Below are 25,894 nucleotides of genomic sequence, written 5' to 3'. Positions count from 1 at the left end.
CACAAATCCTTGTGGGAGGGGGCTTGCTCCCGAATGCGGCATGTCAGCTAAAGAGATGTCGACTGACACTCCGCATTCGGGAGCAAGCCCCCTCCCACAATTGATCTCCATGGATGGGAGATGGCGTCAATGACCTCAAATAATCATAAGAAGAGGCACCCCCCATGCCAACGCAAACCCTCACCGGGCAGGCGTCTTTAGTCACGCCTAGCCGCAAGCGGTTTTTCATCATGGTGTTGCTGTTCATCACCGTGGTCATCAACTACCTCGACCGCAGCAACCTGTCGATTGCCGCGCCCGCGCTGACCAGCGAACTGGGCATCGACCCGGTTCACGTCGGGCTGATTTTCTCCGCATTCGGCTGGACCTACGCCGCGATGCAGATTCCCGGCGGCTGGCTGGTGGATCGGGTGCCGCCGCGCATCCTCTACAGCGTCGCGCTGCTGTTGTGGTCGCTGGCCACGGTGCTGCTCGGTTTTGCCGCGAGTTTCATTGCGCTGTTCGTCTTGCGCATGGCGGTCGGCGCGCTGGAAGCACCGGCCTATCCGATCAACAGCCGCGTGGTGACCACCTGGTTTCCCGAGCGCGAGCGGGCCACGGCGATTGGTTTTTACACCTCCGGGCAGTTTGTCGGCCTGGCGTTTCTGACCCCGGTGCTGGCCTGGCTGCAACATGAATTCGGCTGGCACATGGTGTTCGTCGCAACCGGTGCGGCTGGCATCATCTGGGCAGCGATCTGGTACGCGGTGTATCGCGAACCGCGAGACTTCAAAGGCGCCAACGACGCGGAGATCGACCTGATCCGCGAGGGTGGCGGACTGGTGGATATTCAAGCGCAAACGGCCAAGGCCTCGTTCAGTTGGACCGACCTCGGTATCGTCCTGAGCAAACGCAAATTGTGGGGCATCTACCTCGGCCAGTTCTGCCTGAACTCGACGCTGTGGTTCTTCCTGACGTGGTTCCCGACCTACCTGGTGAAATATCGCGGCATGGACTTCATCAAGTCCGGCCTGTTGGCATCGTTGCCGTTTCTGGCCGCGTTCATTGGCGTGCTGTGTTCGGGGTTCTTTTCCGACTTGCTGATCCGGCGTGGCTGCAGCGTGGGCTTCGCGCGCAAGTTGCCGATCATTGGCGGGCTGCTGATTTCCACCTCGATCATCGGCGCCAATTTTGTTGAATCGACACCGCTGGTGATTGCCTTCCTGGCGTTGGCGTTTTTTGGCAACGGTCTGGCCTCGATCACCTGGTCGCTGGTCTCGACCCTCGCTCCGGCGCGGTTGCTGGGGCTGACCGGCGGGGTGTTCAACTTCATCGGCAACCTGTCGGCGATTGCCACGCCGATTGTCATCGGTTTCCTCGCCAGCGGTGATTCGTTCGCCCCGGCGATCACCTACATCGCGGTGCTGGCGCTGATCGGTGCATTGTCCTACGTGCTGCTGGTAGGCAAGGTCGAGCGTATCGAGTTGTAGTCGTCTGCGTCGGGCGACCATAATGCCGCCCGTTCCCTCGCTCAACGGTAAAGGCTGGATATGCAGGAAGACGCCCCGGAAAAAACCAAGGACGCCGCGCCCACCGGCACCCAGACCCTGCTTCGCGGACTGGGTGTGGTGCAGGCGGTGGCCAGTGGCGCCCGCGATTTGAAAGAGATCGCCCGGCTGATCGGCACCACGCGCAGCACCACCCATCGTCTGGCCAGTTGCCTGGTCGACGAGCGCTACCTGCGCGTGGTGCCACAAATCGGCTATCTGCTGGGGCCGAAGCTGATCGAGCTGGGGTTTCAGGCGCGCGAAGAGTTGCCGCTGGTGAGTCTGGCCGGGCCGTATCTGGACGAGTTGTCGGCGCTGACCGGCGACACCGTGCACCTGGGCATTCGTGAGGGCGACGAGGTCTTGTATCTGCTGAAGAATCCGGGGCGTAACGGCCCGGAAATGCGCTCGCGGGTCGGCCATCGCATGCCGTTGGCACGCACCGGGATCGGCAAGGCCTTGATGCTCGACGATGCACCGCAGGATTGGCAGCGGCTGTACGACATCAGCCTGCCGGCGGGTGGGAAAAGTCAGTTCTGGCCGCAGCATCCGCAGCAATCGTGGGAACAGCTAGAACAACGCATGACCGAGTACGTGGCCGGCGGCTACGCTTTCGATCTGGAAGACAACGAACCGTCGATCCGCTGCGTGGCGGCGCCGATTCGCGATGCGAGCAAGCGCATTGTGGCGGCGATCAGCATCGCCAGCACCGTGCCGTACATGCCGCTGGAAAAAATGGCCGAGCTGATTCCCCTGATCAAAGGGGTCACAGCCCGGCTCTCGGCAGAACTCGGTCTGAAGGTTTAAAGCTTCAGCGTCGCCATGTCGATCACGAAGCGGTACTTCACGTCACCGGCGATCATCCGCGCGTAAGCCTCGTTGATCTGGCGGATGTCGAGCATTTCAATGTCGCAGGTGATGTCGTGCTCGGCGCAGAAATCCAGCACTTCCTGGGTTTCAGCGATGCCGCCGATCAACGAACCGGCCAGTACGCGGCGCCCCAGCACCAGGTTGGCGGCGTGCACGGGCGGATCGATCGGTTCGATCAGGCCGACCAGAATGTGCACGCCATCAAAACGCAGGGTTTGCAGGTACGGGTTGAGATCATGCTGCACCGGAATGGTGTCCAGCAGGAAATCGAAACGGCCTGCGGCGGCGGCCATCTGCTCGGCATCGGTGGAGACGATCACATGATCGGCGCCCTGACGACGACCTTCCTCGGCCTTGCTCGCCGAACGGGTGAACAGCGTGACTTCCGCGCCCATCGCCTTGGCGAACTTGATGCCCATGTGGCCGAGGCCGCCCATGCCGAGAATTCCGACCTTGTCGCCGGCCTTGACCCCGTAGTGCTTGAGCGGCGAATAGGTGGTGATGCCGGCGCAGAGGATCGGCGCGGCGCTGGCCAGGTCGAGTTTCTCCGGGATGCGCACGACGAAGTGCTCGCTGACCACGATGCTGTCCGAATAGCCGCCCATGGTGTTGCTGCCATCGACCCGGTCCGGGGTGGCGTAGGTCATGGTCGGGCCTTCGAGGCAGTATTGCTCGAGGTTCTGCTGGCAGGCAGCGCAGGTGCGGCAGGAGTCGACCATGCAGCCGACACCGACCAGATCGCCGACTTTATGTTGAGTGACGTTCGCACCAACGGCGGTGACTTTGCCGACGATCTCGTGGCCGGGCATCAACGGATAAACCGCGATGCCCCATTCGTTGCGCGCCTGGTGGATGTCGGAGTGGCAGACGCCGCAATACAGGATCTCGATCGCCACGTCGTCAGCGCGTGGGCTGCGGCGTTCGAATTTCATCGGGGCGAGGGGAGTGGTGGCCGATTGGGCGGCATAACCGATAGCGGTGTACATGAGAAACCTCGCAGAAGCAGTGACAGGTGAGGTGGCGCATTTTGGGCGCCGTCTGCCGCTGCGGCCATGACGATTCCTCCGGGTCTCATGCCTAATCCTCCGGCATGCAGGTCTGGGCAAGCGCATTGGCAAAAGGATCTGCGATGATGCTTGCATGCCTTTTTCCGTGACTTTTTTGAAGACCCCTCCGATGCAGTTGACCCGTCACCTTGATGCCAATGCCACGCTGGTTTCGCTGATCGAGCCGCTGGCGCTTTGCGATGGTTACAGCCAGACCGGGCTGCCCGGCGTGCAGGTGTTGCGCGCCAGTTGCGACGTGGCGCGTGGCCCGCACATTTATGAGCCGAGCCTGATGATCATCGCCCAGGGCAGCAAACTGGCGTTCCTCGGCCCGCGCACCATGGAATATGGCGCCGGGCATTACCTGATTCAGGCGCTGCCGGTGCCGTTCGAGTGCGAAACCTTTGCCTTGCCGGATGCGCCGTTGCTGGGGGTGTCGGTGGCCATCGACCGGGTGCTGCTCGGCGAGCTGGTGCTGGCCATGGGGCTGGCGCCCGGGCGGCATATCCCGGCGCAAACGCCGGAGTCGATGACCTCGGTGGTGCTCGACGATGACATGCGTGGCTGCGTCGAACGCTTGTTACGCTGCCTGCACGATCCGCTGGAGCGGCAGATTCTCGGGCCGGCGCGGGTGCGTGAATTGCTGTTCACCGCGCTGCGCGGGCCACAGGCCGATGTGTTGCGCGCGCTGGTCGAACAGCAGGGACAGTTCGCCCGGGTGGCGGCGTCAATCAGTCATCTGCATGCGCATTACACCGAGCCGCTGAACGTCGAGACTCTGGCCAGTTGCGCGAACATGAGCGTGTCGTCCTTCCACGAGCACTTCAAGCGCAGCACGCTGTTGTCGCCGGTGCAGTATCTGAAGCGTTTACGCCTGCTAAAGGCGCAGACCTTGCTGGTCGCCGAAGGGCTGGGCGTGGCGCAGGTGGCGCATCGGGTGGGCTATCAGAGTACGTCGCAGTTCAGTCGCGAGTACAAGCGCTACTTCGAGCGTAGCCCTGGCGACGAACGCGTAGCCTGATTCGACGATGATTCCCTGTGGGAGCGGGCTTGCTCGCGAATGCGGTGTGTCAGTTGACGGATAGGTTGCCTGACACGCAGCCTTCGCGAGCAAGCCCGCTCCCACATGAGTCATGCGCTGTGGAAAAAAACTGGGCAACAAAAAGGCCCCCATTTCGGGAGCCTCGTTGTTCAGCGATACGGCTTACATGTTCGGGTAAGTCGGGCCGCCAGCGCCTTCCGGCGTGACCCAGGTGATGTTCTGCGAAGGGTCCTTGATGTCACAGGTCTTGCAGTGCACGCAGTTCTGGGCGTTGATCTGGAAGCGTTTTTCGCCGTCTTCCTTGGTGATCACTTCGTAGACGCCGGCCGGGCAGTAGCGCTGCGCCGGTTCGTCGTACAGCGGCAGGTTCTTGCTGATCGGGATGCTCGGGTCGGTCAGCTTCAGGTGGCACGGCTGTTCTTCTTCGTGGTTGGTACCGGAGATGAACACCGAGCTCAGTTTGTCGAAGCTGAGTTTGCCGTCCGGCTTCGGATAGTCGATCTTCTTGCAGTCGGCCGCCAGTTTCAGGCAAGCGTAGTCCGGCTTGGTGTCGTGCAGGGTGAACGGCAGTTTGCCGCCGAAGATGTTCTGGTCCAGCCAGTTGAAACCACCGCCGACGATCGCGCCGAACTTGTGGATCGCCGGGCCGAAGTTGCGGCTGGCGAACAATTCATCGTAGAGCCAGCTCTTCTTGAACGCGTCGACGTAGGAGGTCAGCTCTTCAGTGCCATCCTTCTCGGCGAACAGCGCGTCGGCCACCGACTCAGCGGCGAGCATGCCGGACTTCATCGCGGTGTGGCTGCCCTTGATCTTGGCGAAGTTCAGGGTGCCGAGGTCGCAGCCGATCAGCGCGCCGCCCTTGAAGACCATTTTCGGCAGCGAGTTCAGGCCACCTTTGCAGATCGCACGGGCGCCGTAGCTGACGCGCTTGCCGCCTTCCAGGTACTGGGCCAGCACCGGGTGATGCTTGAGGCGCTGGAACTCGTCGAACGGCGACAGGTAAGTGTTGCTGTAAGACAGATCAACGATCAGACCGACCACTACCTGGTTGTTTTCCAGGTGATAGAGGAACGAGCCGCCGGTGTTTTCGGTGCCCATGATGTCCAGCGGCCAACCGGCGGTGTGCACCACCAGACCTGGCTGGTGTTTGGCCGGGTCGATTTCCCAGATTTCCTTCAGGCCGATGCCGTAGTGCTGGGCGTCGGCATCGCTGTCGAGGTTGTAACGCTTGATCAGTTGCTTGCCGATGTGGCCACGGCAGCCCTCGGCGAACAGCGTGTACTTGCCACGCAGTTCCATGCCCGGGGTGTACAGGCCTTCTTTCGGGTTGCCTTCGCGGTCGACGCCCAGATCACCGGTGATGATCCCGCGCACGATGCCGTTTTCGTCGATCAGCGCTTCCTGAGCGGCGAAGCCCGGGTAGATTTCCACGCCGAGGTTCTCGGCCTGCTGGGCCAGCCAGCGGCACAGGTTGCCGAGGGAAATAATGTAGTTGCCTTCGTTGTGCATGGTCTTGGGCACAAAGAAGTCAGGAATTTTCTGCGCGCTTTCGGCGTTTTTCAGCACGAAAATGTCATCGCGGGTGACCGGCGTGTTCAGCGGGGCGCCGAGTTCTTTCCAGTCCGGGAACAGTTCGTTCAGAGCGCGTGGTTCGAACACGGCACCGGAAAGGATGTGTGCGCCGACTTCGGAGCCTTTTTCGACCACGCAGACGCTGATTTCCTTACCGGCTTCGGCGGCCTTCTGCTTCAGACGGCAGGCGGCGGACAGGCCAGCGGGGCCGGCACCGACGATGACCACGTCGAATTCCATGTATTCGCGTTCCACAGGCTATCTCCTACTCAAGGCTCAACAGTTTTTTTTCTAATTTGGAGGTTCGGTGTCGTATCCGTTATTGCCTTTACGTTAACGTCAAGGGTAATAATGGGCAAACCACCTTTCTCTCTAGGCGGCGCATTATATCTACACCACTCCGAGCGTCCAATACAAACGTTTGTTTGAATCGGCTCCAGCCCAGAGAAATCAAAGAAGCGCGGCTTATGAACGGCCATTTTGCCGTATTGACCGGAATAGGCGTTCCGGTCAAGATACGGGCGGTTTTGCGCTCGCCGTAGGCAGACTGGCGGTTTCAAGAGCACCTCTAAAGACAGGGCACAGGCAGTACAAGGTGATGCGCAGCGCAAGTCCGGCGCGCAGTTTACACACCGTGCGATTCAATGACTTGTTGGTCACCACTGACGAACGGTCATCGCCCCCAGCCGGCGTTTTTAGAGGTGCCCTTGTGCCCGATGAGCATCATCCGCCAGGTTCGCCTAGGCGACTTTCTTTTCACCGGAGAGTAACGAGGAATCCATGAAGGTTCTTGTAGCTGTCAAACGCGTTGTGGATTACAACGTCAAGGTCCGCGTCAAGGCGGACAATTCCGGCGTAGACCTCGCCAACGTCAAGATGTCGATGAACCCGTTCTGCGAAATCGCAGTGGAAGAAGCCGTACGCCTGAAAGAGAAAGGTGTTGCGACTGAGATCGTCGTCGTCTCCATCGGCCCGACCACCGCTCAGGAACAGCTGCGTACCGCACTGGCTCTGGGTGCCGACCGCGCCATCCTCGTCGAATCCGCTGAAGACCTGACTTCGCTGGCCGTGGCCAAGCTGCTCAAGGCTGTGGTCGACAAGGAACAGCCTCAGCTGGTGATCCTGGGCAAACAGGCGATCGACAGCGACAACAACCAGACCGGCCAGATGCTCGCTGCACTGAGCGGCTACGGTCAGGGCACTTTCGCCTCGAAAGTCGAAGTCTCTGGCGACAGCGTTGCCGTGACCCGCGAAATCGACGGCGGCGCGCAGACCGTTTCGCTGAAACTGCCAGCGATCGTCACCACCGACCTGCGTTTGAACGAGCCGCGCTACGCGTCTCTGCCAAACATCATGAAAGCCAAGAAGAAGCCTCTCGAAGTGCTGACTCCGGACGCTTTGGGCGTTTCCACCGCCTCCACCAACAAGACCCTGAAAGTCGAAGCGCCGGCTGCACGCAGCGCGGGCATCAAGGTCAAGTCGGTGGCTGAACTGGTCGAGAAACTGAAAAACGAAGCGAAGGTAATCTAAATGACTATCTTGGTTATTGCTGAACACGACAACAAAGTGCTGGCCCCGGCCACTCTGAACACCGTGGCTGCTGCTGCCAAAATCGGCGGCGACATTCACGTGCTGGTTGCAGGCCAGGGCGCTGGCGCTGTGGCTGAAGCCGCTGCGAAAATCGCTGGCGTAAGCAAAGTCCTGAACGCTGACAATGCCGCTTACGCGCATCAGTTGCCGGAAAACGTTGCGCCGCTGGTTGCAGAGCTGGGTAAGGGCTACAGCCACATCCTGGCTGCCGCCACGTCCAACGGCAAAAACATCCTGCCGCGCGTTGCTGCTGCGCTGGACGTTGACCAGATCTCCGAGATCATCTCGGTAGAAAGCGCCGATACTTTCAAGCGTCCGATCTACGCCGGTAACGCTATCGCTACCGTGCAATCGACCGCTGCGATCAAAGTGATCACCGTGCGTGCCACCGGTTTCGACCCGGTTGCCGCTGAAGGTGGTTCGGCGGCTGTTGAAGCGGTTGCTGCTGCGCACGACGCCGGCACTTCCAGCTTCGTCAGCGAAGAACTGGCCAAGTCCGATCGTCCAGAGCTGACCGCTGCCAAGATCGTCGTTTCCGGCGGCCGCGGCATGCAGAACGGTGACAACTTCAAACACCTGTACGCTCTGGCCGACAAGCTGGGCGCCGCCGTCGGTGCTTCGCGCGCCGCAGTCGACGCAGGTTTCGTCCCGAACGACATGCAGGTCGGTCAGACCGGCAAGATCGTTGCGCCACAGCTGTACATCGCCGTCGGTATCTCCGGCGCGATCCAGCACTTGGCCGGCATGAAAGACTCCAAAGTGATCGTTGCGATCAACAAGGACGAAGAAGCGCCGATCTTCCAGGTGGCCGATTACGGTCTGGTGGCGGATCTGTTCGAAGCGGTACCTGAGCTGGAGAAGCTGGTCTAATCCGGCAGCTTCACTTATAAAGAGCCCGGCCTTATGGTCGGGCTTTTTTTTGTCTCGAATTTGCGTGGGAGTGTTTTGCCATGGATCTGCGCCGCGGGTTGTTATTGGGATTGATCCTGTTACCGGGGATGGCTGCGGCCGCCGGCAAATGCGAGCGCCTTGTCGTCACCGGCAGCCCGGATGCGCCGCCGTACCTGTGGCAGGACCCGCAGAATCCCAAGCACTTGATCGGTGCCAGTGCCGACCTGTTGCAGCAAGTGGCCAAGGATCTGGGGATCAAGGTCGAGCTGCTCTACGCCGGCAAACGCGCGCAGGCCCTTGATGAAGTACGCAGCGGGCGCATGGACATGCTGGCCGACACGCCTCTGATGTTCAACGAGCTGGAAAACCTCGACTACATCTATCCGCCGTTGCTGGAAAACGACTATCTGGTGTGGACGCGCAAAGGCTCGACGCTGGTCTACAGCGAAGCCAGGGACCTGCACGGGCACACCGGCGGGCTGTCGGAAAAGTCTCGAATGACCCAGGCATTCGGCACTTTTGCCGAGCAGAATCTGACCCTGACCCGGACGGCAAACATCACCCAGGCCTTTCAGAAACTTCTGCTGGGTGAGGTGGAATATGTACTCGCCGGTCGCTACTCGGGCATGGCCGCCGCGCAGGCATTGGGCATGGCTAATGATCTGCTGGCGTTCGAGCAACCGATCGACCGACCGGGACTGTTCCTCGCGGTTTCGCACAACTCGGCCTGCAACGATCCGTGGTTGCGCGGACAGCTCGCTAAAAAGATGACAGAATTGCCCGCGTCCGGACTGACCGAAGCCGCGCTGCAACGCAACATCGAGCGCTGGAAGGCTCAGCAGCAACAGCCGCAGCCACCTGTCAGTGCCCCAAAACAGTAGGGATTCTTAGTGAGTATTCGACCTCTTTTCGCGGCCATGGCCGTTCTGGCCCTGGCCGGCTGCGCCAACGATCCTGCGCCCAATGAGCAAATGCGTTTGACCGAGCAGGCCATCACCCAGGCCAAAGCTGTCGGTGCGACCGCCGATGAACTGCCGGAAATGAAACTGGCCGAAGACAAGTTCAACCGGGCCAAGGGCAACATGACCGACGAGTCTTTCAAGAACGCCCGCATGCGCGCCGAACAGGCCGAGCTGGACGCACGTCTGGCAGAAGCCAAGGTGTTGACGCAAAAGAGCGAAGAGCAACTGAACGTGCTCAACACCCGCATCATCCGTCTGCGCAAGCAACTGGGAGATGCCCAATGAGCCTCAAGTCCAAAGCCCTCGGCGGGTTGATTCTGGCCGGTTGTGCAAGCCTCTACGGTTGCGCCGGTCAACACAGCGAAGCCGCCTTGCAGCAGGCCAGCAGCGACTTCCAGAAGGTCAAGGAAGATTCCAATGTGCTGCGTATCGCGCCCAAGGACGTGATCCGCGCCGGTGAATCGCTGGCCCGTGCCGATCGCCTGTCGACCTATTGGGGCAGCGGCTGGGATGTCGCGCATTACGCCTACCTGAGTCAGCGTTACAGCGAAATCGCCCGCGAACACACCAATCTGGTGCTCAACGAAGAGCGTGCGGCGAAGCTTGAGCTGGAGCGTCAACGCCTGCAACTGGCCCTGCGCGAGTCCAAACTGCTGAGCGTGCAGCAGCAGGGCAAGTGGCTCGAAGAGCAGATCGTCGCGCTGGCCACCACGCAAACCGATCGCGGTCTGGTGATGACCCTCGGTGACGTGCTGTTCGATACTGGCGAGGCGGAGCTGAAGAACTCGGCCAATCGCGTGGTGTTGAAGATCGTGCAGTTCCTGCAGCTCAACCCGAAACGCGTGGTGCGTATCGAGGGCTACACCGACAGCACCGGTGGCAAACAGGAAAACCTCAAGCTGTCGCGTGATCGCGCGCAAGCGGTGGCCGATGTGTTGATGGACCTCGGAATTGAGGACAAGCGCATTCAGGTCGAAGGTTACGGCGACGAGTACCCGGTGGACGCCAACGCTTCCGAGCGCGGGCGGGCACAGAACCGTCGGGTGGAAATTGTGTTTTCCGACGAAAAAGGCCAGCTCGGCGCCGCCCGCTGAGGGCTGCGTCTCTGGAAAGCCCGGCCTGTCATGCAGCGCCGGGCTTTTTTACGTCTGTCGAATAGCGCGCAAATCCGTACAGTTGTAGCTGACACTGCACTGTACGGTCGACTATGGTGGCAACTGTCCCAGTACACTTCTAAACTGTTCCGGTATTGTTTCACACAAGAATAAAATGCCCGTGAAATCGAGTGCTGCGTCATGACCAACCTCTTGCTCTACCAACGTATTGCTCAACAGCTGGCGGAAGACATCCGGCGCGGTGTCTATCAGCCCGGAGAACGCGTGCCGTCGGTGCGCAAGATGAGTTCGCAGCTCAATGTCAGCCATGCAACGGTGTTGCAGGCTTACGCCAACCTCGAAGATCAGGGCCTGATCCGTGCACGGCCGCAGTCCGGTTACTACGTGCACCAGACCCCGGCACTGACGGCGCCGACCCCGGACATCGCCCGGGTCGAGCGGCCAGGCCTGGTCACCCGCGCCAGCATCATTCAGCAAGTGTTGGTCGAATCGCGGCGCGAAGGGGTGTTCCCGTTGGGCGCTGCGGTGCCGAGTGTCGATTACCTCCCGGTGCGCGCGCTGCATCAACAACTGGCCAAGGTCACCCGTTTCCATAGTCCGCGCGCGTTCAGTTACATGTTCAGCCCGGGTTTCGAACCGCTGCGTCGGCAAGTGGCGATCCGCATGCGCGATGCCGGGGTCGTCGTCGATCCGTCGGAAGTGGTGATCACCCACGGTTGCGTCGATGCTTTGCAGATGTCGCTGCGGGTGCTGACCCGTCCGGGTGATCTGATCGCCGCCGAATCGCCAACCTATTACGGCCTGCTGCAACTGGCCGACCTGCTGGGCCTGAAAGTGATCGAGATTCCCAGCGACCCGGCCACCGGCATGAGCCTGGAAGCCTTGCAACTGGCGGCGAACCAATGGTCAATCAAGGCGCTGGTGCTGACCACCCGGCTGAGCAATCCGCTGGGTGGCACCATGCCGGAAGAACGGCAGAAACAATTGCTGCGTCTGGCCTCGGACTTCGATATCCAGATCGTCGAAGACGACATCTATGGCGAGTTGATGTTCGAACAGGGCCGCACCAAAGCCCTCAAGGCCTACGATCGGCTGGACCGGGTGATTTACTGCTCGAGTTTTTCCAAGACCTTGTCGCCGGGCGTGCGGGTCGGCTGGATGATCGCCGGCAAGTATCAGCAGGAAATCCAGCGTCTGCAGACCTTCACCACGCATTCGGCGTGCAGCGTCACGCAAATGGCGATTGCCGCTTATCTGGAAAATGGCGGTTATGACCGGCATTTACGGTACATCCGCCAGGAATACCGAAAAAACCTCAGCGCATTTCAGCTGGCGGTGCAGCAGTACTTCCCCGAAGGCACGCAAATGACCCGGCCCACGGGCGGTTTCATCCTCTGGGTGAGTCTGCCGGGCAGGGTCAATACCCAGGAATTGCACGTCCGCGCCTTGCAGCAGGGCATCAGTATTGCGCCGGGGCTGATCTTCAGTAATACCGAGCAGTTCAACCACTGCATCCGCCTGAACTGCGGCACGCCGTGGAATCGCGAGGCGGAAAGGGCGCTGATGACCCTCGGTTTGCTGGCGACTCAACTGTGTCAGGAAACCGCAGGCGGTTTCTGAACGAGTGGCGCACCGTGCTTGTCTTGTGACACTCAACAGGCGAGCATATGGCCCTCTGCCGTTAGTGTTGTGGGGCTCATGAAAGCGATTTTGCCTGCTGTCTGGATTTTGCTTGGTGTGTTGACGATGGGCCATGCGCCCGGTGTCATGGCAGCTGCCGTTCAGGAAAAGCCCGCAACGTCCACTCCGGCAAGCAAATCGGCCGCGAGCAAAAAAGCCGTTGCGGATAAAAAAGCACCGGCTAAGAAAGCCTCACAGAAGAAAGCCGCCCCGGTGAAGAAGCGTCCCCCGGTCGCTTCCAAGTCGAAATCGGCCAGTGAGGTGGCTAAAACCAGACTGCCGCCGGCCAAACTGGATCTGAGCCTGCCCAAAGACATGGTTCAGCAACTCAAACCTGCCGGTACTGTGTCGATGCCCAAACACGAGGCGATCCTGCCGCAGATGTTCGGCGAGAAGAACAGCGGCTTCCAGCTCAACGGCCGCCTGCTCAGCAACGAAATGCAGTTGCAACTGCGCAACGAAGAGCGCCGCGATATTGAAGGCGCTGCGCTGGATTTCGAGTTCAAGCAATAAATTCAATCGAGCCGTGACCCGCGAACCAGACGCTTTGTCGGAGACTGGTCAGTCACATTCAGTTATCGGTAAAAACCCCGGTCCAGGGAATTTGAAACAACCGTTTTAGCGGTTACTCTGTCCGTGTCTCTTTAACACATTGCCCGTCACGAGGACTTGCTCGTCATGAAATGCCGTGAAGGCTGTGGCGCTTGCTGCATTGCCCCTTCCATCAGCTCTGCCATTCCGGGCATGCCCAACGGCAAACCTGCCGGCGAACGTTGCGTGCAACTCTCGGTCGAAAACCTGTGCAGCATTTTCGGTCAGCCGGAGCGTCCGGCGGTCTGTTCAGGATTTGCCGCCGATGTCGAAGTCTGTGGCAGCAGCTCCGAGGAAGCGATCAAACTGATCGGCTGGTGGGAGCAGATGACGGCGGCGTGATGTGTCAAACGAACGGAACTTCAACAATAAGGAATAAGACTATGGGTTCGCTGCATCGTATCGCTGTGTTGTGTGGTTTGACCGCTGTGCTGGCTACTTCGATGGCTCAGGCCGAAGACTGGAAGGTCGCCAAGGAACAGGACGGGATCAAGGTCTCGCTGGCCGAAGTGCCGGGTTCCGATTACAAGTCCTATCAGGGGGTTGCCCTGATGAAGACCACCGTTGCCAAACTGCGTGCCTTGCAGGAAGACGTGGCCGGAGCCTGCGCCTGGATTCACGAATGCAAAACCCAGAAACTGCTCAAGCACGAGGGCGATCAGAGCTGGACCTATACCCAGTTCAATACGCCGTGGCCAGTGACCCCACGTGATTCGGTGTTGCACATCACCACCGTTGAGGGCGCCGATGGCAGCCTGACCCGCAACCTCGAAGGCGTGCCGAAGTACCTTCCCGAAGAGAAAGGCTTTGTCCGTGTCGCTCAGGTCAAAGGGTTCTGGAAGTTCGTACCCAAAGGTGATCAAGTCGAAGTGACCTATCAGGTGCACACTGAGCCCGGCGGCAGCGTGCCGAGCGTGATCGCCAACAAGTTCGTGGTCGATGCGCCGTTCAATACGCTGAAGTCCCTGAAAGAACGCGCCGAGAAGTAATTCTTCGCGCTGACAGCAAAACGCCCCGACCGAATCGGGGCGTTTTGTTTTGTCGTTATATTGTGTTTCCAGATATGCGTTGGACGAAATTTTCACAAAGTGTTCCAGACAATTCGCCCGCGCAACTCGGTTTGTCCCCCGTCCGAATGCTTGTATGAAAGAGTCGGGCAATGGGGCAGTAATCAATGGCAATGCTGCCGTTGATCGTGCAACATTTGCGCACCGCGCACGCCCCGGGGCCTGGAATGGCCAAAAGAGGGCATGGCGCCGCTGTATTTTGCAACTTCAACTTCCAATGGGTCCTAAAACGACATGGCAAACCCGGACGCCCTGAATCAGCAGCGATCTTCCACTCGCCTGCTGCAACCGACCGTCAAATCGCATCTGGCCTACACGCTGCTGTGTGCCCTGGTCATGATGGTGATGTTTTCCGTGCTGCGCCTCGCGCTGCTGGTCTACAACCGCGAGATGATCCTCGATACCCCGGCTTCGACCTTCCTCGAAGCCTTCGCCAACGGCCTGCGTTTCGACCTGCGCCTGGTGGTCTACGTCTGCGTTCCGCTGCTGCTGGCACTGTTCAGTGCGCGGGCGATGGCTGCGCGTGGCTTCTTCCGTCTGTGGCTGACCGTGGCGTCGAGCATCGCGCTGTTCCTCGGCCTGATGGAAATGGATTTCTACCGCGAGTTCCACCAGCGCCTCAACGGCCTGGTGTTCCAGTACGTGAAGGAAGACCCGAAAACCGTGATGAGCATGCTCTGGTACGGTTTCCCGGTAGTGCGTTACCTGCTGGCGTGGGTCATCGGCACCGTGATCCTGACCCTGGCCTTCAAGGGCGCCGACCGTGCGACCCGTCCACGCGGCCCGTTCAGCGGTGGCAACGTCGGCACCCGTCAGGTGGCGCCGTGGTACACCCGCCTGGCAGTGTTCGTGGTCTGCCTGCTGATCTGCGTCGTAGCCGCACGTGGCACCCTGCGTCAGGGCCCGCCGCTGCGTTGGGGGGACGTGTACACCACCGAATCGAACTTCGCCAACCAGTTGGGTCTCAACGGCACGCTGTCGCTGATCGCCGCCGCCAAGGACCGCATGGGCGAGGATCGCAACAACATCTGGAAAGCCACGCTGCCGCAGGAACAGGCGCAGAAAGTGGTGCGCGAGATGCTGGTGATGCCGGACGACAAACTGGTCGATGCCGACATCGCTGCCGTGCGTCGTGACTACACGCCGCCGGCCGACAAGACCCTGCCGATCAAGAACGTTGTCGTGATCCTGATGGAAAGCATGGCCGGTCACTCGGTCGGCGCCCTGGGCGCACCGGGCAACATCACACCTTACCTCGACAAACTGTCGAAGGAAGGCCTGCTGTTCGACCGCTTCTTCTCCAACGGCACCCATACCCACCAGGGCATGTTTGCGACCATGGCGTGCTTCCCGAACCTGCCAGGTTTCGAATACCTGATGCAGACCCCGGAAGGCAGCCACAAGCTGTCCGGTCTGCCGCAGCTGCTCAGCGCGCGCAAGTATGACGACGTGTATGTCTACAACGGCGACTTCGCCTGGGACAACCAGTCGGGCTTCTTCAGCAACCAGGGCATGACCAACTTCGTGGGTCGTAACGACTTCGTCAATCCGGTGTTCTCCGATCCGACCTGGGGCGTGTCCGACCAGGACATGTTCGACCGTGGTCTGCAGGAGCTGAAGGCACGGGAAAACGGCAAGCCGTTCTACGCGCTGCTGCAAACCCTGTCCAACCACACGCCGTACGCCTTGCCGACGCCATTGCCGGTCGAGCGCGTGACTGATCGTGGCAGCCTCAACGAACACCTGACTGCCATGCGTTACGCCGACTGGGCACTGGGTCAGTTCTTCGAGAAGGCGCGTAAAGAGCCGTACTTCAAGGAAACCCTGTTCGTCATCGTCGGTGACCACGGTTTCGGCAACGAACGCCAGATCACCGAAATGGACCTGGGCCGCTTCAACGTGCCGATGCTGATGATCGCCCCGGGCATTCAGGAAAAATTCGGCACCCGTGACCACACCGTGGGTACGCAGATCGACATCGTGCCGACCATCATGGGCCGTCTGGGTGGCGAAGTGCGTCACCAGTGCTGGGGCCGCGACCTGCTCAACCTGCCGGCCGGCGACACCGGTTTCGGTGTGATCAAGCCGTCGGGTAGCGAGCAGACCACTGCCATCGTCACCGCCGACCAGATCCTGGTGCTGCCGAAAGAGAAGGAAATGGCGCCGAAAATCTACCAGTACCAACTGGGCGCGAACCCTTCTGCCGAGATCATTCCGGACGCACCGCGTACCGCCGAACTGAAGCTCAAGCTGGAAGCGTTCTTGCAAACGGCGACCAAGAGCCTGATGGACAACACCGCCGGTGTGATCAACGGCAAGCCGGACTGATAAAACCGCTGCATAAAAAAGAGGCCCCTGAGGGCCTCTTTTTTTTGTCTTGGGGTTTTATATCCTGCCAAGTAACAGCAAGACCAACAGCACCACCAACACCACGCCGATAATGCCCGAAGGACCATAACCCCAACTTCTGGAGTGCGGGAAGACCGGCAGACCACCGATCAGCAACAGGATCAGGATAATGATAAGAATTGTGCCCATGTCGATTTCCTTGTTTATAGCGTTCGAGAAGACTTGGTGTTCAAGGGCGACTGGAGGCTAACTAATTCCAGACGGCTTACAAATTCCGACCGGTGCGGATGAAAGAAAATTCAATGTTTTTTTAATGTATTTGGATTACTCGTTTATTTCCTTTAAAGCGCGAGATCAAAAGATCGCAGCCTTCGGCAGCTCCTACAGGGAATTCATGTAGGCGCTGCCGCAGGCTGCGATCTTTTGATCCTGTATTCAGCAATCTGATGGAGCGTGGGTGGCCAGTGTTCCTTCGCTACACTCCGTGCATCTCCTACGGAACAACAAGGCTGTCTGCTATGCAAAATCGCATGATGATCACGGGTGCGGGCTCAGGTTTGGGTCGCGAAATCGCGCTGCGCTGGGCGCGTGAAGGCTGGCAGCTGGCCTTGTCCGACGTCAGCGAAGCTGGCCTGCAGGAAACCCTGAAGCTGGTGCGCGAGGCCGGTGGTGACGGTTTCACCCAACGTTGCGATGTGCGTGACTACAGCCAGCTCACCGCGTTTGCCCAGGCTTGCGAGGTGAAGCTCGGCGGTATCGATGTCATCGTCAACAACGCCGGTGTGGCGTCCGGCGGATTCTTCAGCGAACTGTCGCTGGAGGATTGGGACTGGCAGATCGCGATCAACCTGATGGGGGTGGTCAAGGGCTGCAAGGCGTTCCTGCCGCTGCTCGAACAGAGCAAAGGCAAGATCATCAACATCGCTTCGATGGCTGCACTGATGCAAGGCCCGGCGATGAGCAACTACAACGTGGCCAAGGCCGGTGTAGTGGCGCTGTCGGAAAGTTTGCTGATCGAACTGGCGCAGCAGGAAGTCAGCGTGCATGTGGTCTGCCCGTCGTTCTTCCAGACCAACTTGCTCGACTCGTTCCGTGGCCCGACCCCGGCCATGAAAGCCCAAGTCGGCAAGTTGCTGGAAAGTTCGCCGATCACGGCTGCCGACATTGCAGACTATATCTACCAGCAAGTGGCTGCCGGCGAATTCATGATCCTGCCGCACGAGCAGGGGCGCATGGCCTGGGCGATCAAACAGAAGAACCCGCAACTGATCTACAACGAAATGACCACCATGGCCGATAAAATGCGCGCCAAGGCCAGACAAACCAACGGCTGAACTTGCCCCGAGGATGTTGCGTCGTTAGGGTGGCCGCAATGGTCACCCTGTCGAGACGCATCAATGCTCAATTACCTGTGGTTCTTCCTCGCGGCGCTGTTTGAAATCGCCGGTTGTTTCGCCTTTTTCATGTGGCTGCGTCAGGGCAAAAGTGCCTTGTGGGTGATCCCGGCGCTGCTCAGCCTGACCCTGTTCGCCCTGTTATTGACCCGCGTCGAAGCGGCTTACGCCGGGCGCGCCTATGCCGCGTATGGCGGAATCTACATCGTCGCGTCGATCGGCTGGCTGGCGGTGGTCGAGCGCGTTCGCCCTTTGAGTTCGGACTGGATCGGCGTGGCGCTGTGCGTGATCGGCGCGAGCGTGATTCTGTTCGGTCCGCGCTTTTCCGCTGCGTGAGGCGAGGCTGTTTAGCGATTTGCAGGAAACGTCTGACGGGCGCAGCGCCTGTGGGTGTAGGGCAAGACTGAATTGCTCGCGACCCATTGTGGAGCGCGTGCCCACCGCGCATCTTCAGGGCTGGCTAACCCTGAAGGACGAACTCCATGCTTGTACTCAGCCGTGTTGTGGGCGAGTTGATTTCCATCGGTGACGACATTTCCGTGCGCGTACTGTCAGTCAACGGTTCCAGCGTGCGCTTTGGTGTCGAGGCGCCGCAGAAGGTCAATGTGCACCGTTCTGAAGTCTATCAGCGGATCCAGCGCAAACAGGTCACCGAAAAGGTCCGCTAGTCGAACAGGTGCTTGGGCACGTCGTGTTTGAGCATCAACTGGCATTGCTCGCTTTCCGGGTCGAAAACAATCAGCGCCTGGCCTTTGGTCAGCGCCTGGCGCACGCGCAGCACGCGGGTTTCCAGCGGTGTGTCATCACCGTTGTCGGTGCCGTCGCGGGTGACGAAGTCCTCGATCAGGCGGGTGAGGGTGTCGACTTCAAGAGCGTCGTAGGGAATCAGCATGGGCACCTCGGCTAAATCAATGACGGGATGCTACGGCGATTGGTGGCTGGCTGCCAGTTTTGTGTGGTTTGTACCGGCCTCATCGCGAGCAGGCTCACTCCTACAAGGAAATGCATTCCAACTGTAGGAGTGAGCCTGCTCGCGATAGCCATAGTTCAGATAACAAGGATTCAACTGTCGGAGCGCTGCCCCACCAGACTGTCCACCGACGGCACTCGCGTATCGCTCTCCATCTGTGTCTCATGTTCGATCTGGTGACTGAAGCGATCCAGCGAAGCATTGGCCGGCGCCGCATCGCTGGCAAATACCGGCGGACTCAAAATGTACGCCCCGAGCAAACGACTGAGCGCCGCCAGACTGTCGATGTGCGTACGTTCATAACCATGGGTCGCGTCGCAGCCAAAGGCGAGCAGGGCGGTGCGGATATCGTGCCCGGCAGTCACCGCCGAATGCGCGTCGCTGAAGTAATAGCGGAACAGGTCGCGCCGTACCGGCAGTTCGTTTTCACCGGCCAGACGCAGCAAATGCCGCGACAGGTGATAGTCGTAAGGGCCACCGGAGTCCTGCATCGCCACGCTCACCGCGTGTTCGCTGGAGTGCTGGCCGGGCGCGACCGGCGCGATGTCGATACCGACGAATTCGCTGACGTCCCATGGCAATGCCGCCGCCGCACCGCTACCGGTTTCTTCAGTGATGGTGAACAGTGGGTGACAGTCGATCATCAACTCCTGACCGCTCTCGACGATGGCTTTGAGCGCAGCGAGCAATGCCGCAACCCCGGCCTTGTCGTCGAGGTGACGGGCGCTGATGTGACCGCTGTCGGTGAACTCCGGCAGCGGGTCGAACGCCACCACGTCGCCGACGCTGATGCCCAGCGAGTCGCAATCGGCCTTGGTCGCGCAGTAGGCATCCAGACGCAGTTCGACGTGATCCCAACTGATCGGCATCTCGTCCACCGCGGTGTTGAACGCGTGCCCGGAGGCCATCAGCGGCAGCACGCTGCCACGAATCACGCCGTTGTCGGTGAACAGGCTGACCCTGCTGCCCTCGGCAAAGCGGCTCGACCAGCAACCGACCGGGGCCAGGGTCAGACGACCGTTGTCTTTCACTGCACGCACTGCGGCGCCGATGGTGTCGAGGTGCGCGGAGACGGCGCGGTCGGGGCTGTTTTTCTTGCCCTTGAGGGTGGCGCGAATGGTGCCGCGACGGGTCATTTCGAAAGGGATGCCAAGTTCTTCCAGACGCTCGGCGACGTAGCGCACGATGGTGTCGGTGAACCCGGTAGGGCTGGGAATGGCGAGCATTTCCAGCAGGACTTTTTGCAGGTAGTTCAGATCCGGTTCGGGGATTTGAGTGGTCATGGAAACTCCTGATGAGTTGAGGCGCATCGATGGTTTCGATGAGGGGAAAGATTTGTAGTGCCTGATCCGGCCCCTTCGCGAGCAAGCCCGCTCCCACATTTGGAATGCGTTGAACCTGTGGGAGCGGGCTTGCTCGCGAAGGCGTCAGTCCTGACACCTCGGAATCAAGAAACAGCCGGCTGACTGTGCGGAAACAACAGATCGACAAATCGCTCTGCCGTCGGCTGCGGCTCGTGATTGGCCAGGCCGGCGCGTTCATTGGCTTCGATAAACACGTACTCCGGTTGATCCGCCGCCGGCACCATCAGGTCGAGGCCGACCATCGGAATGTCCAGCGCTCGCGCCGCACGGACGGCGGCATCGACCAGGGTCGGGTGCAGAATTGCCGTGACATCCTCCAGCGTGCCACCGGTGTGCAGATTGGCCGTGCGACGCACGAACAGGTGCTCGCCCGCCGGCAGGATGCTGCTGTAGTCATACCCGGCCGCGTGCAGGGTGCGCTGGGTTTCGTGATCCAGCGGGATCTTGCTCTCGCCACTGGTAGCGGCTTGCCGACGGCGGCTCTGCGCCTCGATCAATGCACCGATCGAATGATGGCCGTCACCGACCACTTCCGCGGGACGGCGAATTGCTGCGGCCACCACTTCAAAACCGATCACCAGAATCCGCAGGTCGAGGCCTTCGTGGAAGCTTTCCAGCAGTACGCGGCTGTCGAAACGCTTGGCGGCTTCGATGGCCTGCTGCACCTCTTCGATGCTCTGTAGATCCACCGCCACGCCCTGGCCTTGTTCACCGTCGAGCGGCTTGACCACCACACGCTGATGCTCGTCAAGAAACGCCAGGTTGTCGTCGGCGTTGCCCGCCAGTTGCTGCGAAGGCAGCTTCAGGCCGGCGCCTTTCAACACTTTGTGGGTCAGGCTTTTGTCCTGACACAGACTCATGCTGATCGCGCTGGTCAGGTCGCTCAACGATTCGCGGCAACGTACCCGGCGCCCGCCATGGCTGAGGGTGAACAGCCCGGCTTCGGCATCGTCCACCTGCACGTCGATGCCGCGCCGGTGCGCTTCCTCGACGATGATCCGCGCATAAGGGTTGAAGTTGGCTTCCGGCCCGGGCCCGAGGAACAGCGTCTGATTGATGCCGTTCTTGCGCTTGATGGCGAAGGTCGAGAGGTTGCGAAAACCGAGCTTGGCGTAAAGATTTTTGGCCTGACGGTTGTCATGCAGCACCGACAGATCCAGATAACTCAGGCCGCGACTCATGAAGTGCTCGATCAAATGCCGCACCAGCACTTCACCGACACCGGGCCGCGAGCACTGCGGATCCACCGCCAGGCACCACAGGCTGCTGCCATGTTCCGGATCGTTGAAGGCTTTCTGGTGATTGAGGCCCATGACGCTGCCGATTACCGCGCCACTGTCTTCATCTTCGGCCAGCCAGTACACCGGGCCGCCCTGATGATGCGGGGTCAGGCGCGTGGCATCGATCGGCAACATGCCGCGTGCCTGATACAGCAGATTGATCGCTTGCCAGTCCGCTTCGCTTTGCGCGCGGCGAATGCGGAAGCCGCGAAACACGCGGGTGGCCTGGCGGTAATCGCTGAACCACAGGCGCAGAGTATCGGATGGGTCGAGAAACAGTTGCGTCGGTTCCAGCCCGAGAATCTGCTGCGGTGCGGCGACATAAAGGGCGATATCGCGTTCGCCGGGCTGCTCGTTGAGCAGTTCCTGCGCCAGCGTCGCCGGGTCAGGGAAAGTGTGGCCGATCAGCAGCCGACCCCAACCGCAATGTACGGCGATGGGGTCGGCGCCGAGTTCGCTGCCGTCTTCGGCCAGACGCGCCTGCAAGCGTTCATACGACGGTGTCTGACCGCGTAACAGGCGCTGATTGATCGCTGTGGCGTGAGGTTTCATCAATCAGATTCCTTGTTCACTGAGCCACAGGTTCAGAGCCGCCAGTTGCCACAGTTTCGAGCCGCGCAACGGCGTCAGTTGGCCCTGCGGGTCAGTCAGCAATTTGTCGAGCATGGCCGGGTTGAACAGGCCACGATCCTGGCTCGGATCCAGCAGCAGTTCACGCACCCAGTTCAGGGTGTCGCCTTGCAAGTGCTTGAGGCCCGGCACCGGGAAATAGCCTTTCTTGCGGTCGATCACTTCGCTTGGAATCACCAGACGTGCAGCTTCTTTGAGCACCTGTTTGCCGCCGTCCGGCAGCTTGAACTGGCCGGGAATCCGCGCCGAGAGTTCCACCAGTCGATAGTCGAGAAACGGCGTGCGCGCTTCCAGGCCCCAGGCCATGGTCATGTTGTCGACGCGTTTGACCGGGTCGTCCACCAGCATCACCGTGCTGTCCAGACGTAGGGCTTTATCCACTGCCGCATCAGCTCCGGGTTGAGCGAAATGCTCCTTCACGAAGTCGCCGGCCGCGTCATTCGCGGTCAGCCATTTCGGCTGTACGGTGGCCGCGTAGTCTTCGTAGCTGCGGTCGAAAAACGCCGCGCGATAGGCTGCATACGGATCCGCTGCGCCGTCGACTTGCGGATACCAGTGATAACCGGCGAACAGCTCATCCGCGCCCTGGCCGCTCTGCACCACTTTGCAATGCTTGGCCACTTCGCGCGACAACAGGTAGAAGGCGATGCAGTCGTGGCTGACCATCGGCTCGCTCATCGCACGGAACGCAGCGGGCAGTTGCTCGATGATCTCTTTTTCGTCGATGCGCAATTGATGATGTTGAGTGCCGTAGTGCTTGGCGATCAGATCGGAATACTGGAACTCATCGCCACGCTCGCCGCCGGCATCCTGAAAACCGATGGAAAAGGTCGACAGGTTCTCCACCCCGACTTCTCGCAGCAGGCCGACGAGCATGCTCGAATCGACACCGCCGGAAAGCAGCACGCCGACATCCACCGCTGCGCGTTGACGGATTGCCACGGCCTCGCGGGTGCTGTCGAGCACGCGGTCGCGCCAGTCTTCGAGGGTCAGGTTTTTCTCGTCGTCATGTGGGCCGTAGGGCAGGGTCCACCAGGTTTTCTGCTCGGTGCGGCCATCGGCTTCGACGCGCATCCAGGTCGCTGGCGGCAGCTTTTCGATGCCCGCGAGCAAGGTGCGTGGAGCGGGCACCACCGCGTGGAAATTCAGATAGTGGTTGAGCGCCACCGGATCGAGGATCGGGTTGATGTCGCCGCCCTTGAGCAGCGCCGGCAGGGCCGAGGCAAAGCGCAAACGCTGGCCGGTGCGCGACAGGTACAAAGGCTTCACGCCGAGACGGTCGCGAGCGATGAACAGGCGCTGGGCATCACGCTCCCAGATGGCGAACGCGAACATGCCGTTGAGTTTCGGCAGCAGCGCTTCGCCCCAGGCGTGGTAGCCCTTGAGCAGCACTTCGGTGTCGCCACCGGAATAGAAGGCGTAGCCCAGCGCTTCGAGTTCGGCGCGCAGTTCCGGGAAGTTGTAGATCGCGCCATTGAAGGCCAGGGACAAACCGAGTTGGCTGTCGATCATCGGCTGCGCCGAGCCGTCCGACAGGTCCATGATTTTCAGGCGACGATGGCCCAGGGCAATCGGCCCTTGGGCATGGAAGCCCCACGCATCGGGGCCGCGAGGGGCTAGGTGATGGGTGATTCGCTCTACCGCTGCAAGGTCTGCAGGTTGATGATCAAAACGTAACTCGCCAGCTAATCCGCACATAAAGTCCTTACCGGTTTTTCCGTTGGGGAGGGGTGATTCAAGTCAGGCCAAAATGGCCGGTACTCAGAAACTGACCCGCTGCAGATGTGGGAGTTTTAGAACGATGAGTTATAAGAGGGGGCGACTGACCAGCGGCCAGTCGCGATTTTTCATTTGCCGCGAATCAACGTGCGCAGTGCAAAACGATTGGGATGGCAGGCCTCGGCGACGCTTCGGGGCAGCGGCAGCGGCTCGTTGTCCAGCCACGCCGCGAGCAGTTCGCCCGACAGCGGCGCGGTGATCAGCCCGCGTGAACCGTGGCCGCTGTTGACGTACAGGCCATCGAGCCACGGGCAGGCGATGTCCGGCACTTGTCGCGCGTCCTTGCTCAACGCGGCGTAGGCCTGAGTGAAGGCTTCGCGGTCGGCGAGGGGGCCGACGATCGGCAGATAGTCGGGACTGGTGCAGCGGAATGCGGCGCGTCCCTCCAGAGTTTCCGGGGGCAGTTGATTGATGTGCAGGCGCGCCACCAGATCGCCGGAGATCTCTTCGAGCATCGCCAGATTGCCCAGGTGTTCGGCGGTGGTCGGTGTCAGGTCATCGCTGTTGAAGTCAAAACTCGCACCCAGCGTGTGTTCACCCAGACGTGCCGGGGCGACATAACCTTCGGCGCAGACCACGGTGCGCAGCGCCTGGCTTTCAGCGGTTTGCGGCAGGCGCGTGATTTGCCCGCGAATGCGCTTGAGCGGCAACTCGGCACTTTGCGCAAAGCGTTTGATCTCCGCCGCGCCGGCCAATATCACCACCGGCGCGCTGGCGAGCACGCGCTCGCCGTCGAGGGCTTGCCACTGACCTTCGACCTTGCGCAGTTCCAGCACTTCGTGATGCTTGAGCAGTTCGATGTTCGCTTGCGCGGCTTGCGCCTGGCACAGCGCGGGTGGATGCACCCAGCCGCCTTCGGGGTAGAACAAGCCGCCGTGCGCCACAGCAATCCCGGCTTGAATTTCGGCTTGCGGCTGATCAAGCCAGTGCACCAGATCTTCCGGGAATGCCGCGGCCAGTTGCGCCTGACGCTCGGCTTCCTTGGTGTTGAAAGCCAATTGCAGCACGCCGCAATCGTCCCAGTCGGTGCCGCGTTGCAGGGTTTCCAGCAGGCGGCGGGTGTAGCCGAAGCCGCTGACGATCAGTTGCGACAACGCGGTGCCGTGGGCTGATAACTTCAGATACAGCACGCCCTGCGGATTGCCCGACGCCTCCTGCGCCACGGCCTCGTGACGCTCCAGCAGACTGACGTGCCAGCCGCGCGCGGCGAGGCTGGCAGCGGTCGCACAACCGGCCAGCCCGGCGCCGATCACCAGCGCGCGCCGCTCGTCGGTCAGCGGGGCAGGGCGGGCGAACCACGGTTTGTCCGGCAGCGGCGGCGCGACGTCCTGCGGCCAGCCGAGAAACTCGCCGCGCAGGATCTCCCACTTGTGGCCGATGCCCGGCGTGCGTTTCATCTTGAACCCGGCCGCGTTGAGCAGACGCCGCACCCAACCGGTGCTGGTGAAGGTGCTGATGGTCGAACCCGGCGCGGCCAGTCGAGCCAGTTCGACGAACAGTTCAGCGGTCCACATGTCGGGGTTTTTCGCCGGGGCGAAACCGTCGAGAAACCACGCATCAATCTGCGCATCGAGTTGCGGCAGTTGCTCCAGCGCATCGCCGATCAGCAGCGTCAGCGTCACGCGGCCATTGCCGAGAATGATCCGCTGAAAGCCCTGATGGATCGCCACGTACTGCGTCAGCAACTGATCGGCCAGCGGCTTGAGCTGCGGCCACAAGGCCAGCGCCCGTTGCAGATCGGCCGGGCTCAACGGGTATTTTTCGACGCTGACGAAATGCAGCCGCGCACCGGCCACCGCGTGCTGTTCGAACAACTGCCAGGCGCAAAGGAAATTCAGCCCGGTGCCGAAGCCGGTTTCGCCGATCACCAGCCGCCCGTGCGCCGGCAGCGCGGCAAAGCGCTCGGCCAGACGGTTCTGTTCGAGGAACACGTAACGGGTTTCATCCAGCCCCGACTGGTCGGAAAAATACACATCATCGAACACCCGCGAGCGCGGACGTCCCTGGTCATCCCAGTCGAGTTGGGCGTGGGGCAATACAGGTTTCATGGCAGGCTCGGCAACGACAAGGCGGCCATTCTAGCCGATCGGGCGCAGGGTGCTTGATCCATGGCAAGGCCTGGCTGTGCAGCCTCGAAGACAATTAACGATTTGGGCGCGGATCAGAGCAACCTGTG

At 60.7% G+C, this 25,894-nt stretch carries 24 protein-coding genes; 16 read left to right on the top strand and 8 right to left on the bottom strand.

Annotation, left to right across the window (positions count from 1 at the left end; translation table 11 throughout):
• Positions 1-164 precede the first annotated feature (164 nt).
• Together E4T63_RS19980 and E4T63_RS19975 are read left to right on the top strand one after the other, a co-directional pair.
• Entirely contained in the window at positions 165-1,469 is a 1,305-nt protein-coding gene (locus E4T63_RS19980) for an MFS transporter (RefSeq protein ID WP_086794170.1), read from the top strand.
• A 60-nt stretch (positions 1,470-1,529) separates the two neighbouring features.
• Entirely contained in the window at positions 1,530-2,333 is an 804-nt protein-coding gene (locus tag E4T63_RS19975; RefSeq protein WP_096794901.1) for an IclR family transcriptional regulator, read from the top strand.
• Here the strand turns inward: E4T63_RS19975 and E4T63_RS19970 are convergent.
• Positions 2,330-3,382, bottom strand: coding sequence for an NAD(P)-dependent alcohol dehydrogenase (locus E4T63_RS19970; protein ID WP_135296323.1), 1,053 nt, complete (start codon positions 3,380-3,382; stop codon positions 2,330-2,332). The two genes, E4T63_RS19975 and E4T63_RS19970, sit on opposite strands and share 4 nt — an antisense overlap.
• A 190-nt stretch (positions 3,383-3,572) precedes the next feature.
• Here E4T63_RS19970 and E4T63_RS19965 point away from each other — a divergent pair, with 190 nt between their 5' ends.
• Entirely contained in the window at positions 3,573-4,463 is an 891-nt protein-coding gene (locus E4T63_RS19965) for an AraC family transcriptional regulator (RefSeq protein WP_007961974.1), read from the top strand.
• A 183-nt stretch (positions 4,464-4,646) separates the two neighbouring features.
• Here E4T63_RS19965 and E4T63_RS19955 read toward each other — a convergent pair whose 3' ends face one another.
• A complete protein-coding gene (locus tag E4T63_RS19955) occupies positions 4,647-6,311 on the bottom strand; it encodes an electron transfer flavoprotein-ubiquinone oxidoreductase (RefSeq protein WP_003226984.1) in 1,665 nt (554 codons plus the stop codon).
• 525 nt (positions 6,312-6,836) lie between these two features.
• Here E4T63_RS19955 and E4T63_RS19950 point away from each other — a divergent pair.
• The 10 genes from E4T63_RS19950 to E4T63_RS19905 all read left to right on the top strand — a co-directional run bounded on the left by E4T63_RS19950 (position 6,837) and on the right by E4T63_RS19905 (position 16,280).
• On the top strand, positions 6,837-7,586 hold the full coding sequence (locus tag E4T63_RS19950; RefSeq protein WP_007908338.1) for an electron transfer flavoprotein subunit beta/FixA family protein: 750 nt from the start codon (positions 6,837-6,839) through the stop codon (positions 7,584-7,586).
• The gene (locus E4T63_RS19945) at positions 7,587-8,516 is read left to right on the top strand and encodes an electron transfer flavoprotein subunit alpha/FixB family protein (RefSeq protein WP_007961977.1); all 930 of its coding nucleotides are present in this window, start codon (positions 7,587-7,589) and stop codon (positions 8,514-8,516) included.
• Positions 8,517-8,596: 80 nt separating this feature from the next.
• Positions 8,597-9,418, top strand: a complete 822-nt coding sequence (locus E4T63_RS19940) for a substrate-binding periplasmic protein (protein WP_098964995.1) — start codon at positions 8,597-8,599, stop codon at positions 9,416-9,418.
• A gap of 9 nt (positions 9,419-9,427) precedes the next feature.
• Positions 9,428-9,784 carry a DUF4398 domain-containing protein gene (locus tag E4T63_RS19935; RefSeq protein WP_047598756.1) on the top strand — a complete coding sequence of 119 codons (357 nt, stop codon included), beginning with the start codon at positions 9,428-9,430 and terminating at the stop codon, positions 9,782-9,784.
• Positions 9,781-10,593 (top strand): OmpA family protein, encoded by an 813-nt coding sequence (locus E4T63_RS19930; RefSeq protein WP_127648898.1) that lies wholly within the window; start codon positions 9,781-9,783, stop codon positions 10,591-10,593. Before E4T63_RS19935 ends, E4T63_RS19930 begins: the two co-directional genes overlap by 4 nt.
• Positions 10,594-10,794: 201 nt before the next feature.
• Positions 10,795-12,234 (top strand): PLP-dependent aminotransferase family protein, encoded by a 1,440-nt coding sequence (locus tag E4T63_RS19925; protein WP_003226969.1) that lies wholly within the window; start codon positions 10,795-10,797, stop codon positions 12,232-12,234.
• A 78-nt stretch (positions 12,235-12,312) separates the two neighbouring features.
• Positions 12,313-12,807 carry a translation initiation factor 2 gene (locus tag E4T63_RS19920; RefSeq protein ID WP_098964993.1) on the top strand — a complete coding sequence of 165 codons (495 nt, stop codon included), beginning with the start codon at positions 12,313-12,315 and terminating at the stop codon, positions 12,805-12,807.
• A gap of 165 nt (positions 12,808-12,972) precedes the next feature.
• Positions 12,973-13,227 carry a YkgJ family cysteine cluster protein gene (locus tag E4T63_RS19915; RefSeq protein WP_041069283.1) on the top strand — a complete coding sequence of 85 codons (255 nt, stop codon included), beginning with the start codon at positions 12,973-12,975 and terminating at the stop codon, positions 13,225-13,227.
• 41 nt (positions 13,228-13,268) lie between these two features.
• The gene (locus tag E4T63_RS19910) at positions 13,269-13,874 is read left to right on the top strand and encodes an START domain-containing protein (protein ID WP_135296322.1); all 606 of its coding nucleotides are present in this window, start codon (positions 13,269-13,271) and stop codon (positions 13,872-13,874) included.
• Between the two features lie 312 nt (positions 13,875-14,186).
• A complete protein-coding gene (locus E4T63_RS19905; RefSeq protein WP_098964992.1) occupies positions 14,187-16,280 on the top strand; it encodes an LTA synthase family protein in 2,094 nt (697 codons plus the stop codon).
• Between the two features lie 57 nt (positions 16,281-16,337).
• On the opposite strand, the gene E4T63_RS19900 is transcribed toward E4T63_RS19905, so the two are convergent.
• Positions 16,338-16,496 (bottom strand): DUF3309 family protein, encoded by a 159-nt coding sequence (locus tag E4T63_RS19900; protein ID WP_169432680.1) that lies wholly within the window; start codon positions 16,494-16,496, stop codon positions 16,338-16,340.
• Between the two features lie 323 nt (positions 16,497-16,819).
• Here E4T63_RS19900 and E4T63_RS19895 point away from each other — a divergent pair, with 323 nt between their 5' ends.
• The 3 genes from E4T63_RS19895 to csrA all read left to right on the top strand — a co-directional run bounded on the left by E4T63_RS19895 (position 16,820) and on the right by csrA (position 18,363).
• Positions 16,820-17,635: an SDR family oxidoreductase gene (locus E4T63_RS19895; protein ID WP_007965649.1), complete on the top strand. Its 816-nt coding sequence runs from the start codon at positions 16,820-16,822 to the stop codon at positions 17,633-17,635.
• A 63-nt stretch (positions 17,636-17,698) separates the two neighbouring features.
• Positions 17,699-18,031 (top strand): YnfA family protein, encoded by a 333-nt coding sequence (locus E4T63_RS19890; RefSeq protein ID WP_135296321.1) that lies wholly within the window; start codon positions 17,699-17,701, stop codon positions 18,029-18,031.
• 146 nt (positions 18,032-18,177) lie between these two features.
• Positions 18,178-18,363 (top strand): carbon storage regulator CsrA, encoded by a 186-nt coding sequence (gene csrA, locus E4T63_RS19885; protein WP_027612397.1) that lies wholly within the window; start codon positions 18,178-18,180, stop codon positions 18,361-18,363.
• Here csrA and E4T63_RS19880 read toward each other — a convergent pair.
• From E4T63_RS19880 to mnmC, 5 genes are all read right to left on the bottom strand, one after another.
• The gene (locus E4T63_RS19880) at positions 18,360-18,587 is read right to left on the bottom strand and encodes a YheU family protein (RefSeq protein ID WP_003192759.1); all 228 of its coding nucleotides are present in this window, start codon (positions 18,585-18,587) and stop codon (positions 18,360-18,362) included. The genes csrA and E4T63_RS19880 overlap by 4 nt on opposite strands.
• Positions 18,588-18,757: 170 nt before the next feature.
• A complete protein-coding gene (locus tag E4T63_RS19875; protein ID WP_027612398.1) occupies positions 18,758-19,948 on the bottom strand; it encodes an osmoprotectant NAGGN system M42 family peptidase in 1,191 nt (396 codons plus the stop codon).
• A gap of 164 nt (positions 19,949-20,112) precedes the next feature.
• The gene (gene ngg, locus E4T63_RS19870) at positions 20,113-21,861 is read right to left on the bottom strand and encodes an N-acetylglutaminylglutamine synthetase (protein ID WP_135296320.1); all 1,749 of its coding nucleotides are present in this window, start codon (positions 21,859-21,861) and stop codon (positions 20,113-20,115) included.
• Between the two features lie 3 nt (positions 21,862-21,864).
• The gene (locus E4T63_RS19865; RefSeq protein WP_095137247.1) at positions 21,865-23,637 is read right to left on the bottom strand and encodes an N-acetylglutaminylglutamine amidotransferase; all 1,773 of its coding nucleotides are present in this window, start codon (positions 23,635-23,637) and stop codon (positions 21,865-21,867) included.
• A 149-nt stretch (positions 23,638-23,786) separates the two neighbouring features.
• Entirely contained in the window at positions 23,787-25,766 is a 1,980-nt protein-coding gene (gene mnmC / locus E4T63_RS19860; protein WP_135296319.1) for a bifunctional tRNA (5-methylaminomethyl-2-thiouridine)(34)-methyltransferase MnmD/FAD-dependent 5-carboxymethylaminomethyl-2-thiouridine(34) oxidoreductase MnmC, read from the bottom strand.
• Positions 25,767-25,894: the final 128 nt, after the last annotated feature.

Origin of the sequence: Pseudomonas fluorescens (assembly GCF_004683905.1) — a bacterium.
GTDB classification, from domain to species: Bacteria; Pseudomonadota; Gammaproteobacteria; order Pseudomonadales; family Pseudomonadaceae; genus Aquipseudomonas; species Aquipseudomonas putida_A.
This window is presented reverse-complemented; position numbering and strand designations above follow the sequence as displayed.

What these genes read in the sequence shown, in the direction of transcription:
- E4T63_RS19980 (WP_086794170.1), top strand. Translation starts at nt 165, where the DNA reads ATGCCAACGCAAACCCTCACCGGGCAGGCGTCTTTAGTCACGCCTAGC.
- E4T63_RS19975 (WP_096794901.1), top strand. Translation starts at nt 1,530, where the DNA reads ATGCAGGAAGACGCCCCGGAAAAAACCAAGGACGCCGCGCCCACCGGC.
- E4T63_RS19970 (WP_135296323.1), bottom strand. Translation starts at nt 3,382, where the DNA reads ATGTACACCGCTATCGGTTATGCCGCCCAATCGGCCACCACTCCCCTC.
- E4T63_RS19965 (WP_007961974.1), top strand. Translation starts at nt 3,573, where the DNA reads ATGCAGTTGACCCGTCACCTTGATGCCAATGCCACGCTGGTTTCGCTG.
- E4T63_RS19950 (WP_007908338.1), top strand. Translation starts at nt 6,837, where the DNA reads ATGAAGGTTCTTGTAGCTGTCAAACGCGTTGTGGATTACAACGTCAAG.
- E4T63_RS19945 (WP_007961977.1), top strand. Translation starts at nt 7,587, where the DNA reads ATGACTATCTTGGTTATTGCTGAACACGACAACAAAGTGCTGGCCCCG.
- E4T63_RS19940 (WP_098964995.1), top strand. Translation starts at nt 8,597, where the DNA reads ATGGATCTGCGCCGCGGGTTGTTATTGGGATTGATCCTGTTACCGGGG.
- E4T63_RS19930 (WP_127648898.1), top strand. Translation starts at nt 9,781, where the DNA reads ATGAGCCTCAAGTCCAAAGCCCTCGGCGGGTTGATTCTGGCCGGTTGT.
- E4T63_RS19925 (WP_003226969.1), top strand. Translation starts at nt 10,795, where the DNA reads ATGACCAACCTCTTGCTCTACCAACGTATTGCTCAACAGCTGGCGGAA.
- E4T63_RS19920 (WP_098964993.1), top strand. Translation starts at nt 12,313, where the DNA reads ATGAAAGCGATTTTGCCTGCTGTCTGGATTTTGCTTGGTGTGTTGACG.
- E4T63_RS19915 (WP_041069283.1), top strand. Translation starts at nt 12,973, where the DNA reads ATGAAATGCCGTGAAGGCTGTGGCGCTTGCTGCATTGCCCCTTCCATC.
- E4T63_RS19910 (WP_135296322.1), top strand. Translation starts at nt 13,269, where the DNA reads ATGGGTTCGCTGCATCGTATCGCTGTGTTGTGTGGTTTGACCGCTGTG.
- E4T63_RS19905 (WP_098964992.1), top strand. Translation starts at nt 14,187, where the DNA reads ATGGCAAACCCGGACGCCCTGAATCAGCAGCGATCTTCCACTCGCCTG.
- E4T63_RS19895 (WP_007965649.1), top strand. Translation starts at nt 16,820, where the DNA reads ATGCAAAATCGCATGATGATCACGGGTGCGGGCTCAGGTTTGGGTCGC.
- E4T63_RS19890 (WP_135296321.1), top strand. Translation starts at nt 17,699, where the DNA reads ATGCTCAATTACCTGTGGTTCTTCCTCGCGGCGCTGTTTGAAATCGCC.
- csrA (WP_027612397.1), top strand. Translation starts at nt 18,178, where the DNA reads ATGCTTGTACTCAGCCGTGTTGTGGGCGAGTTGATTTCCATCGGTGAC.
- E4T63_RS19880 (WP_003192759.1), bottom strand. Translation starts at nt 18,587, where the DNA reads ATGCTGATTCCCTACGACGCTCTTGAAGTCGACACCCTCACCCGCCTG.
- E4T63_RS19875 (WP_027612398.1), bottom strand. Translation starts at nt 19,948, where the DNA reads ATGACCACTCAAATCCCCGAACCGGATCTGAACTACCTGCAAAAAGTC.
- ngg (WP_135296320.1), bottom strand. Translation starts at nt 21,861, where the DNA reads ATGAAACCTCACGCCACAGCGATCAATCAGCGCCTGTTACGCGGTCAG.
- E4T63_RS19865 (WP_095137247.1), bottom strand. Translation starts at nt 23,637, where the DNA reads ATGTGCGGATTAGCTGGCGAGTTACGTTTTGATCATCAACCTGCAGAC.
- mnmC (WP_135296319.1), bottom strand. Translation starts at nt 25,766, where the DNA reads ATGAAACCTGTATTGCCCCACGCCCAACTCGACTGGGATGACCAGGGA.